This window comes from Marinimicrobium sp. UBA4509 (assembly GCF_002388575.1).
Classification (GTDB): Bacteria; Pseudomonadota; Gammaproteobacteria; order Pseudomonadales; family Cellvibrionaceae; genus Marinimicrobium; species Marinimicrobium koreense.
This window is the reverse complement of record NZ_DGMV01000018.1, coordinates 26,256-36,137: the sequence shown is the minus strand read 5'-3', so window position 1 is coordinate 36,137 and position 9,882 is coordinate 26,256. Positions and strand designations below refer to the sequence as shown.

At 56.5% G+C, this 9,882-nt stretch carries 10 protein-coding genes; 8 read left to right on the top strand and 2 right to left on the bottom strand.

What is annotated here, in order from left to right:
- The 3 genes from B3520_RS02130 to B3520_RS02120 all read left to right on the top strand — a co-directional run.
- Positions 1 to 1,079: PQQ-dependent sugar dehydrogenase (locus B3520_RS02130; RefSeq protein WP_286875249.1), on the top strand; the 1,079-nt coding region annotated here is incomplete at its 5' end.
- Between the two features lie 34 nt (positions 1,080 to 1,113).
- Positions 1,114 to 1,839, top strand: a complete 726-nt coding sequence (locus tag B3520_RS02125) for a spermidine synthase (protein ID WP_286805907.1) — start codon at positions 1,114 to 1,116, stop codon at positions 1,837 to 1,839.
- A gap of 117 nt (positions 1,840 to 1,956) precedes the next feature.
- Entirely contained in the window at positions 1,957 to 3,354 is a 1,398-nt protein-coding gene (locus B3520_RS02120) for a hypothetical protein (protein WP_286805909.1), read from the top strand.
- Between the two features lie 67 nt (positions 3,355 to 3,421).
- Here B3520_RS02120 and B3520_RS02115 read toward each other — a convergent pair whose 3' ends face one another.
- Positions 3,422 to 6,094, bottom strand: coding sequence for a GDSL-type esterase/lipase family protein (locus B3520_RS02115; RefSeq protein ID WP_286805910.1), 2,673 nt, complete (start codon positions 6,092 to 6,094; stop codon positions 3,422 to 3,424).
- Between the two features lie 351 nt (positions 6,095 to 6,445).
- Between B3520_RS02115 and B3520_RS02110 the strand changes: the two genes are divergently transcribed.
- Entirely contained in the window at positions 6,446 to 7,120 is a 675-nt protein-coding gene (locus tag B3520_RS02110) for an HAD family hydrolase (RefSeq protein WP_286805912.1), read from the top strand.
- On the opposite strand, the gene B3520_RS02105 is transcribed toward B3520_RS02110, so the two are convergent.
- On the bottom strand, positions 7,111 to 7,527 hold the full coding sequence (locus B3520_RS02105; RefSeq protein WP_286805914.1) for a globin: 417 nt from the start codon (positions 7,525 to 7,527) through the stop codon (positions 7,111 to 7,113). The two genes, B3520_RS02110 and B3520_RS02105, sit on opposite strands and share 10 nt — an antisense overlap.
- A gap of 168 nt (positions 7,528 to 7,695) precedes the next feature.
- On the opposite strand from B3520_RS02105, the gene B3520_RS02100 reads away from it, so the two are divergent.
- From B3520_RS02100 to B3520_RS02085, 4 genes are all read left to right on the top strand, one after another.
- On the top strand, positions 7,696 to 7,935 hold the full coding sequence (locus B3520_RS02100) for a TIGR02647 family protein (RefSeq protein WP_024460766.1): 240 nt from the start codon (positions 7,696 to 7,698) through the stop codon (positions 7,933 to 7,935).
- A 116-nt stretch (positions 7,936 to 8,051) separates the two neighbouring features.
- Entirely contained in the window at positions 8,052 to 9,236 is a 1,185-nt protein-coding gene (locus tag B3520_RS02095) for a sialidase family protein (protein ID WP_286875247.1), read from the top strand.
- Between the two features lie 5 nt (positions 9,237 to 9,241).
- Positions 9,242 to 9,520, top strand: coding sequence for a MoaD/ThiS family protein (locus B3520_RS02090; RefSeq protein WP_286805919.1), 279 nt, complete (start codon positions 9,242 to 9,244; stop codon positions 9,518 to 9,520).
- Positions 9,520 to 9,882 (top strand): DUF6544 family protein (locus tag B3520_RS02085; protein ID WP_286875246.1); only part of this gene is annotated, 363 nt, incomplete at its 3' end. The genes B3520_RS02090 and B3520_RS02085, both read left to right, overlap by 1 nt.

The window sequence follows — 9,882 nt, the reverse complement described above, 5'->3', positions numbered from 1 at the left end:
CGAACGGCGGTTACCGCATTCCCGAGGGCAACCTGTTCGAGGACCCGGAACAGGGCCGCCCCGAAATTTATGTGATGGGCACCCGCAACCCCTACACCATCGCCGTGGATGAGAGCACCGGCACGCTCTATTACGGCGATATCGGCCCCGACGCCAAGGAAGAAACGGCCGATTTCGGCCCGCGCGGCTACGATGAAATCAACAAAGTGACCGAAGCCGGCAACTTTGGCTGGCCCACCATGGTGGGCAACAATATTCCCTACCGCATGTACGACTACGAGAAAGAAACCAGTGGCAAGCTGTTCGATCCCCTGGCGCCAGAGAATTTCTCGCCGCGCAACACCGGGCTGAAGGTACTGCCACCGGCCCAACCGGCGCTGATCTGGTACCCCTACAACAACTCCGAGCGCTTCCCCGAACTGGGACAGGGCGGCCGCAACGCCCTGGTGGCCGGTGTCTACCCGAACTCCGGTGAGTTGGCCTACCCTGCCTACTATCAGGGTAAGTTGATCATCGGCGACTTTATGCGCAGTTGGATCAAGGTCGTCACCCTGGATGAGTACGACAGTGTAGTCAAAATCGAAGACCTGGCCCCGAATGTCGACTTTGCCGGGCCGCTGGACCTGAAAATTACCCCCGATGGCCGCCTGTGGGTGTTGGAATACGGCTCCCAGTGGTGGGCTGGCGGTAAAGAGGCCAAGCTGAGCGTGGTGGAATACGACGCGAACGCTGACTTGGGCGAGCTGAACGACGATGAGGTAGCCTCCGGCGCTGGCAACGACGGCATCGGGCATGAAGCCCAGCTTGAGATCGCCGAAGGTAAAGCGGCCGCCAAAGACACCAGCTGTGTGGCCTGCCACCAGGAGCGCGCTGACTCCGTGGGCCCGAGTTTCCTGGCCATCAAGCAGAAGTACGGCGACCTGGATGACCCCACGGCCTACATCGCCAGCGCCATCGCCAATGGCAGCTCCGGCAAATGGGGCGAACACGCCATGCCTGCGCATAACTTCCTGGAACAGGAGACCCGGGAGAAATTGGCGGCCTACATCTTATCCATCACGCCGGAAGGCGAGGAATAAAAGCGCATCGCGCGTCGCTTGAGACGAAACGACTATGCCCGCATTGTTTGAAGAAATCGACAGCCAGAACTCCCCGCTCGGGGAGATCTCCCTGCGCCGTCGCCGCATGCCCGCCTTTGGCGACCGGGACATCTATGAGGTCAAGCTGGGCGATGAATTCCTGATGTCCAGCATGTTTGTGGAAGCCGAAGAAGCCCTGTCCACGCTGGGCCTGGCGGCCGTGGAGGGCGACCCGCTCAGTGTTGTGGTGGGCGGCCTGGGCCTGGGCTATACCGCTGTGGCGGCACTCAAGGACGAGCGGATTTCCGAGCTGTTTGTGGTCGAGGCCCTGGATACCGTGATTGGCTGGCATCGCGACGAAAAAGTGCCGCTCGGGAAAATACTCAATGCCGATGCGCGCAACCACTACGTGCTGGACAGTTTCTTTGACCTGGCAACGGACCCCGAGGCCGGTTTTGACCCGGAAGACCCAACCAAGCGTTTCGATGCGATTCTTCTGGATATCGATCACTCCCCCACCGAATACCTGAATTCCGGTAACGCCGGGTTTTACACCTCGGAAAACCTGGGGCTGATGGCGGCGAAGCTCAAACCCAAGGGTGTGTTCGCCATGTGGTCCCAGAACCTGCCGGAAGCGCGCTTTGAAGCCTTGCTGAAAACAGTGTTCGAGCGTGTGGAATCCAACGTGGTTTCTTTCTATAACCCGTTTCAAAGCGGCGAATCGACCAACTCGGTGTACGTCTGCATGAAGGGCAACTAAGACAGGCAATCCGGGAGTCAGGGGTAAAGCCGCTGCCATAGCCTCACGGCCGCTTGTGGGTTAGGATGAGGATTGCACATTTGCCTCATCCACCCAGCCCGAGGAGAGACTGCCCCTATGGATCCCCATCCCAAGCATCCGCGCGAAAAAGCCCTGAAACTGAACCTGGAGGACACCCGGTACGGCTCCTTTGCCGAAATTGGCGCGGGGCAGGAGGTAGTACGGTGGTTCTTTCAGGCCGGAGGCGCAGCGGGCACGATTGCAAAAAGTATCTCCGCTTACGATATGACGGTGAGCGATGCCATTTACGGCAAATGCGCCCGCTACGTCTGTCGGGAGCGACTGGAATCCATGCTCACCTACGAGTACGACCTTACCCTGGAGCGCCTGGCGCTAGACCGGGGTGAGAGTACCGCCTTCTTTTCCTTTGCCAACACCGTCTCCGCGCGCAACTACCATGGCACCAACGAGTGCCATGGCTGGCTGGGGATACGCTTCCAGGCCGAGCCCGGCGCCCAGGCCAGCGAAATCATTATTCATGTGCGCATGCTCGACAGCGAAAACGCGTTGCAGCAGGAGGCCCTGGGCATCGTCGGCGTGAACCTCGTCTATGGCGCCTGCTTTTTGAGCGATGATCCGGACCTGCTGGTGCAATCGCTGCTCGACGGCCTCAGTGTGAATCGCCTGGAAGTCGATATGGTGGACTTCTCCGGCGCAGCCTTTGAGCAGGTGGACAATCGCGTTCTCAGCCTGCGCCTGGTTCAGCTGGGCCTGAGTGATGCCGCCATGTTTGCCGCCGACGGCCGCGTGCTTCAGCCCTCCGAGCACCTGCGCAAGAAATCCGTGCTGGTGGAGCGGGGACGTTTTCGCCCGGTGACCCATGTGAATATCGACATGCTCGACTCCGCATTGACCGCCATGGAAGCCGAGACCGGAGCCGAATCCGGAGAGACGGTCGCCATTATGGAAATGGCCCTGAAGAACCTGAACGCCGGGGGCGACGTCGATCTGGACGATTTCATCAGCCGGGCCGAGGTACTGGAGGCCGCCGGCCACACAGTGATGATTTCGGACTACCCGGAATACCACCGTCTGGCGTCTTACCTCAGCCGGAACACCCAGGGCCGCATCGGCATTACCATGGGCGCCCACAGCCTCGCCGAGCTGTTTGAGGAAAGCTATTATAAAGACCTTCCCGGGGGCCTTTTGGAAGGCTTCGGCCGGCTGTTCAAAAACAAGGTCAAACTGTATATCTACCCCTATCGCGACCCGAACACTGCCCAGTTGATCAAAGCAGACAACCTTGAGGTTCCCAAGCCCCTTCGCCACCTCTACCAGCACCTGTTGGACAATAGCCATATCGTGCAACTGGAGCGGTACAACGAAGACTACCTGGATATTTTCTCCCCGAACGTGCTTGAACAGATCGGCTCTGGCCAATCCGGGTGGGAACATCAGGTTCCGGATGTGGTGGCCCAGAAAATCAAACGCCAGAAGCTGTTTGGCTACCATTGACACAAAAAAAGAGGGCCCGCAGTAAGCGAGCCCTCTTTTTTCGCGTGCCAGCCTCACTGCCCCCCCCTTATTCGGCAATCGCATCCTCAGGAATGGTGGTTTCCGCTTCCGGGTCCGTATTGATCGTATTGCCGTTCTGAACAATCTTGACCATATACCAGTAGGTTTTACCTGGCTCCAGAGCCTCATCCAGGTAAGTACCGTTCATGCCGGCACCGGCAACGATACGGTCGCGCCCCAAGAGCTCCTGCACGTCGTTCCGGTATATTTCGATATACGTAATTTCCGGCTCAAAGTATTGAAGATTCCAGGAGACCTGAACGGAGGTACCGTTGACAATGGTGGCCGTCAAGTTGGTCACGGGCACTTCATCGACAAAAGGCTTTCTGATTTCGCCTTCGGCCTCGGTGTTGGTGGTTTCGCCATCGTGCACCACCTTGAACATGTACCAATAGGTTTTGCCGGCTTCGGCGGTTTCATCGACAAAGCTGCCACTGGTGGCGGCACCGGCGAGAATACGCTCGCGATCATCAAAATTCGCCTGATCATTGCGGTAGATTTCAATATAGGTAATCTCGCCGCTGAAATTCTCCAGTGACCAGTTCAGCACGATGTTGGTATTGTCGAACTCGGTGGTCAGGTTGGTCATCACCGACCCCAGGCCTTCGCTGTTGTTGAATACCGCCTCGTAGCTGGTAGCCATGGCCGCGGTATCAAACTCATAGATGAAGTCCGCAGATGCTTCGGCACGATCACCATCCAGCCATTGAGTGAACTCATCGCCTTCGTTAGCCAGCGCTTTGAGCGTCATCGGGGCACCTTCAGGATACTCGAACGCTTGTGAGTAAGTGCCTGCTTCGGGCGTGGGTGACGACACACTCATGGCAAAAGTTGGTTTCAGCGCACTGACTAGGGGTGCCACTGAATTGACCCCGCTCAGCTCCTCCAGCCCTTCCGCCACCAGGCGTGCCATTTCGACGGCGCCCTGCTTCTGAAAGTGCACGGTGTCCGAGGCGGCCGTGGCGTTTCCGTATTGGTCGGCACCGAAGCCCATGTAGTAAAACTCGTTAGCGTAGTCTTCGCCAACCAGTTCAAGTAGCGCTTTGTTTTTTGCGTTGAGGTCAACCAGCGGCACGCCAAGATCGGCGGCCAGCTCACGGGTGACCACCGGATGTTCATGGTAAGCATCGTAGGGAACGCCGTTTTGCCATTGGTTGCGACGCACCGTGGTCACAAAGATGGGCGTTGCGCCCAGCTCCCGGGTCTCTTCCGCGAAATTGGTCATATAGCCTTCGAACACACCGCCGGTGGGCGCTCTGCGCTCCTCATCCTGCGCTCGGTCGTTAATGCCGAACTGAATGAAGACGAAATCACCTTCCTGAACGCTGGCTTTGACATCGGCCCAGTGGTTTTCATAGTAGCTTTTTGAGCTACGCCCACCCAGGGCCCGGTTGTCGATGGTGATTTTGGATTCATCAAAGTAATGCTGAAACACTTGCCCCCAGCCGGTTTGCGGGTAGTAACCGTCGGCGTAATCGGCAACGGTCGAATCACCAATCAGGTAAGCGGTCGCGGCCTCAAAATTGAACTCAGGCACAACCCCGTTGAAAGCGGCGATCAGGGTGAGCTTTCCAACCGGCATGGTCGTCTGATACAGGTTGACTTCACTGGCCACCTGGCCAGCGGTATACCAGGCGTCAAAGGTATCGCTATCCCCAGCTCTCACCTTGAGGGTCAACGGCGTACCCGCCGGGTAGTTGTTCCCCTGGGTGTAAAGGCTGTCGCTGGCGCCCTCCTGCTCGACCGTCAGGGCGTATCGTTGCTTTACTCCGTCCAACAGCGTCATCAGGGACTCATTACCATTCAGTTCTTCAAGGCCTTCCACCACCAGACGAGCCATTTCCACAGCCCCGGACTCCTGGAAGTGAGTGCCATCGTTGCTGCCCTCGGGGTAATTCTCGTACTCGCCAGCGTCCAGAATCAGGTAGAGGTAATGCGATGCCTGCTCTTGCCCAAGGGAGTTCACCAACTCCCAGGATTTGGCGTTCAGGTCGATATAGGCAGCGTCCAGATCCGTCGCCACTTTGGCCATGGAACCTGCATAGTCATTGCCTTCCTCGGTGAACACATTGCGCAGTGCACCGTCGCGGTAGGCATTCATGACCATCGGGCTGACCAGTATCGGTGTCGCCGACTTCGCACGAGTCTCTTCCACGTATTCGGTCAGATAGACTTCGTAATCGTCTGTGGAGGTATAGCGCTCTTCTTTGGTCCAGTCCCGGTCGTTGTGCCCAAACTGGATCATCACATAGTCGCCCTCGTCCACCTCGGCCAGAACGTCATCCCAGATGCCATCGACTTTGTAGCTTTTGGAGCTGCGACCACCTCGAGCCCGGTTGAGAACCTCAATGTCACTCTCATCGAAATAATGCTGGAGAACCTGACCCCAGCCTGCCTGTGGATAGGAGGACGAGTTATAGCTGGCAACCGTTGAGTCCCCGACTACAAACAGCTGAACATCGGCACCCGGCTCGTCAACCACTGGCTCCTCTGCCTGGTCCTCTTCGGTCTGCTCTTCTTCGTCCGGGACATCCTCGTTGCCCTCTTCTTCCTCTTCGGGAGCGGTAGGTGTGGTCGGTGTTTGCGGCTCACTGGGAGTGTTGTCGGGGGTGGAGTTACTGCCCCCGCCGCATCCGGCAAGTGCGATGGTCAGGAGTAGCAGCCATAGGTATTTATTCATGTTATTCCTCTTGAATTTTTATGTTATGTAGTAACAACCTGAAAGATCAGCCAACTGATTCACCGCACACTATTATTCTATTTTAGGTCATTTGCAAGCATTTTAGATCATTTAAATTAATATTAAGTCATATAATCATTATCAACTAATGATGTATTAGTTATTATTGGCGATTTGATCATAATCAATCAGAATATCTGAGCTCGAATAAAATCAGAGTGGTTGTCAATATTTGAAATTAGTGGCGTTGTTATTTATTAGGATTATTTATAAAGGGGTGCACTCGTGATAAAGGTTTTCGATGCTATATAGTGACAAGACAGCACTTGACTTCATTCCTACGAGCAACCCATGAAAAGCATACTGTTTGACCTCGACAACACCCTGCTGGACAGAGCGAGCTCCCTTATCGGATTCTGTCACTGGCAAGCCACTAGCTCACTGGGAATCGACAACTCGGAGAAGTTTGTGGGACGGTTTGTCGAGCTCGATAGCAATGGATCGGTTTGGAAGGACCAGGTTTACCAATGCCTGAAAGGCGAATTCTCTATTCCACAGAGCGTTGACGAGCTGGTGGACGAGTACCTTAACCACTTTCGAAATTTTTGTGCCGAAAGACCAGGGGCTTCGGATGCAGTTCGGCAGCTTGCTCGCGAAGGCTATAAAATTGGCTTGGTCTCTAACGGTAAAAGCCCTTTCCAGGAAGAAAACCTATCAGCGCTCGGCATAGCCGACTTCTTTGATTCGATTATCGTTTCCGAGGCAGTAGGTTGCCGAAAACCTGACCCCAGCATTTTTGAGCTGGCCTGCAAGGAGCTGGCGGTTTCGCCGGATCAGTGCATTTTCATCGGAGACAACCCAGTTGCCGACATCCGGAGCGCTGCCAAGGTCGGCATGTATACCGTTTTTATTCCCAGCGAACTTTATGGCGACAGGTGTGCCGAAGCGGATGCTGTTTGTCGAAGTTACGCTGAGTTGTTGTCTATTATTGAAAACGCTGAAAGCAGATCAATCTCTCAGCAGTGATCATATTTGAATTTCATATAGGTAATACCCGGACTCAGCACCAACCGCCAGGCCAGCTCCACGTCATCGTCGAATAGAGGATCATAGCGTTTGACTGTGTCCATCAGGGACTCGAGCCAGAGATCATACAGAAACGGGGGAACATCCAGGCCTTTGCAGCTGTGATTGGCGGCGATACGCTCAAGCACGTTATCGACCGATCCACTCGCATAAAAGGTCAGCAAACTGTAGAAGGACTTTTTCAACATGGTGCGCTGCTTAACCATATCCGTATGGCGGAATTTGTGAGACACCAGAGGAGAGGCAGCAAGGAAACGATGGTAAAAGCCCTCAAAAAACGGCTGCCCGTCCCGTACTCCAACGGCTACGCGTTCATAGCTTTCGTCAAACAACCGTTCGTAGCTCATCGTAGACTCCGAAGGTATGCCACAGCCGGGCTGACGCCTGAAGCTGCATTTTCCTATGCAAGGGCTGATTCCTGTTGTTTAAACCTCAAGTGTCGTTCATATTTACCTAATGACCAACGTTAAACGACGTTTATTTGAGCTGTATCAACACTGCGCGAGGAAAGTGCCATGAACTTTTTTGAAGACCACCTCAACGAACTCAACCTGCTGGCCCTGTTCGACTCAGCATCCTCTCAGGAGGGCCTCAAAGTACACCAGCACTCCGCCGACCCCGCGATGGTGGCCGCAGCGGAGCAACTCCACCAGAAGGGCCTGATTACCCAGAAGGACGGTGGGTATCTCACGCCGCTAGGCAGTGACGTCGTGGAGCATGTACAGAAAATCCAGGCCGTGCTTCGTAGCAGCTGAACACCGACGCCGGGCAATTTTTCGCCCCCTGTCTATAATCAGAGGTGCCGTTCGACCAGTTACCGGGGCTGACTGACCGGGCCCTACTCGTATCTGGACACCATGAGGGCACACTGATGACCGACACCATCCTTTTGGGTACCCGTAAAGGTACCGTCATGATCGACCGACGGGGGGCGGGCTGGCGACCCCGTCCTATCCTTCACGCCGGCGTTCCGGTCTGCTATGCCGCCCGGGATCCTCGCGATGGCACTCTCTGGGCCTCCCTGGATCACGGCCACTGGGGGCCCAAGCTGTCTCGCTCGCGGGATGGCGGTAAGACCTGGGACGATATCTCGTCGCTGAAGTACCCGGAGGGTGCGCGTCATATCGCCCAGGTACTGCCCACCCCAGATTTCGATCCCGAGGCGCCCGCCGGCACACCGGAATACGCCAATGCGACGGTGTACAAGATCTGGCATCTGGCCTTTGGCGGGCCGGACCAGCCCGGTCGACTCTACGCCGGCACCATCCCCGGAGGGCTGTTTGTCAGTGATGACGGCGGGGATACCTGGGAGCTAAACCGGCCGCTGTGGAACCATGAGAGTCGCGGCGGCGATCTGTTTGCCGGGGATGCCACCAGTGAAAACCAATGGGGTGGCACACCCGCGAGTATTGATTACGGGGTGTTTGAGCCGGGCATTCATTCCATCATTGTCGATCCGCGCGACCCGAATCACTTGCATGTGGCGGTCTCCTCCGCCGGGGTGCTCGAATCGACGGATGGCGGCAAAACCTGGGCCGGGCGCAACCGTGGCATGCTGATGGACTATCTGCCGAACCCAGAAGCCGACTGGGGGCACGACCCGCACTTTGTAACCCAATGCCCCGGCCAGCCGGACCACCTATGGCAACAGAACCACTGTGGCGTGTTCTACAGTGACGACGGCGCTCAAAGCTGGAAGAAGGTCAGCGACCCGGACACGGGCGTAAACTTTGGCTTCCCGGTGGCCGTGGATGAACAGGATGGCCGCACCGCCTGGGTGGTACCGGGCCGGAGCGACGCCCAGCGTATGACCATCGACGGCGGACTGTTTGTCGCCCGTACCGAGGATGGCGGCCAGTCCTGGCAGGCACTGCGCAACGGCCTGCCCCAGGAGAATGCCCACGACATCGTGCTGCGCCACGCCCTGGACGTCTCAGGTGATTGCCTGTGCTTTGGCAGCACCACCGGCAATGCCTACCTGTCGGAAGACCGAGGCGAAACCTGGCAGTGCCTGGGCAACAACTTTCCGCCCATCTACTCCGTGCGGTTTGGTTGACCTCTATGCCTACGGTAAAGATGACCTCACACCTGTACCGGTTCTTTCCTCAATTACAGGACCGAACGCTGACCGCACCGCCCGGCTCGGTCGCCGAAGTGCTGCACGCCATTAATGAGCAGGCGCCCGGTTTCACCGACTATGTGCTCGACGAACGGGGTGTGGTGCGGCGACATGTAAAACTGTGTATTAACGATACCATCGTGATTGATCGAAAAACCCTCGCGGATCAGGTTGAAGACGGTGATACTCTGTTTATCTTTCAAGCGCTGAGTGGCGGCTGATGATCTTTCTGTATTCAACGCTTTTCCTTATCGGCACAGCCCTGATTGCGCTTCGGCTGGCAGACGAGCACGCAGACCGTGCAGAGTGGGTAAGATTGGCGGCACTGCAACCTGAACGCCCGGCACCATATGATCCCTCCTTGGTTTCGGAGTTGCCTGAGCCAGCACAGCGGTTTTTCAACTTTGCCATCACCCCCGGCACACCGCTCTATCGCGTGGCGAAATTACGTATGGAAGGGCAGTTCAGCCTGGGATCAAAGGCAGCGCCCAATTATCAACCAATGCGTGCCGAGCAGATACTGGCTGCTCCGGAGGGATTTGTCTGGCGAATGCGACTGAAAGGCCCAATGCTCATGTGCGGG

What these genes read in the sequence shown, in the direction of transcription:
- B3520_RS02125 (WP_286805907.1), top strand. Translation starts at nt 1,114, where the DNA reads ATGCCCGCATTGTTTGAAGAAATCGACAGCCAGAACTCCCCGCTCGGG.
- B3520_RS02120 (WP_286805909.1), top strand. Translation starts at nt 1,957, where the DNA reads ATGGATCCCCATCCCAAGCATCCGCGCGAAAAAGCCCTGAAACTGAAC.
- B3520_RS02115 (WP_286805910.1), bottom strand. Translation starts at nt 6,094, where the DNA reads ATGAATAAATACCTATGGCTGCTACTCCTGACCATCGCACTTGCCGGA.
- B3520_RS02110 (WP_286805912.1), top strand. Translation starts at nt 6,446, where the DNA reads ATGAAAAGCATACTGTTTGACCTCGACAACACCCTGCTGGACAGAGCG.
- B3520_RS02105 (WP_286805914.1), bottom strand. Translation starts at nt 7,527, where the DNA reads ATGAGCTACGAACGGTTGTTTGACGAAAGCTATGAACGCGTAGCCGTT.
- B3520_RS02100 (WP_024460766.1), top strand. Translation starts at nt 7,696, where the DNA reads ATGAACTTTTTTGAAGACCACCTCAACGAACTCAACCTGCTGGCCCTG.
- B3520_RS02095 (WP_286875247.1), top strand. Translation starts at nt 8,052, where the DNA reads ATGACCGACACCATCCTTTTGGGTACCCGTAAAGGTACCGTCATGATC.
- B3520_RS02090 (WP_286805919.1), top strand. Translation starts at nt 9,242, where the DNA reads ATGCCTACGGTAAAGATGACCTCACACCTGTACCGGTTCTTTCCTCAA.